The 425-nt window shown below is 45.6% G+C and carries 1 protein-coding gene; it reads right to left on the bottom strand.

Annotation, left to right across the window (positions count from 1 at the left end):
• Positions 1–246: carbonic anhydrase (locus KJK34_RS15115; RefSeq protein WP_317196890.1), on the bottom strand; the 246-nt coding region annotated here is incomplete at its 3' end.
• Between the last annotated feature and the right edge of the window lie 179 nt (positions 247–425).

The following is a 425-nucleotide window of genomic DNA, read 5'->3' as shown; positions in this document are numbered from 1 at the left end:
CCCAGTCCCAGAAAACTTAGTTTTATCATAAGGTGCAACCATGGCAGCAATGTTACGCATGACGAATGCCTCTCCCGGACTGAAGTTCAGAGTCACTGATGGACAAACTCTTGAATCGGCGCATGAGAACACCATAAACTTCGGGCTTTGACCTTTTGCAAGCTCACCGAAAAGCTCAGGCTTTTTGTCATAAACCTCAGTCTTGAAGTGCTCGAACCCTGATTTCAACCTTTCAACTGCGTCCATTTCCAAAGCTGTTGTGAGAGTGGAAGGGGCGGCAAAGACAGGGGAACTTCTAATGAGGCGGGGAAATTGAGTAGAATTAGTAAGAGAAGAAGATATAACTGTAAGTTTCTTCGACGCCTTTGAAGACGATGATGGTCTAGAGAAGATCGAAGAAAAGCACGAGCAACTCTGAAGTGCTG

Source organism: Flavobacterium coralii (genome assembly GCF_019891545.1).
GTDB lineage: Bacteria > Bacteroidota > Bacteroidia > Flavobacteriales > Flavobacteriaceae > Flavobacterium > Flavobacterium coralii.
Note: the sequence above shows the minus strand (reverse complement) of the source record. Positions and strands in the feature narration are given on the sequence as shown.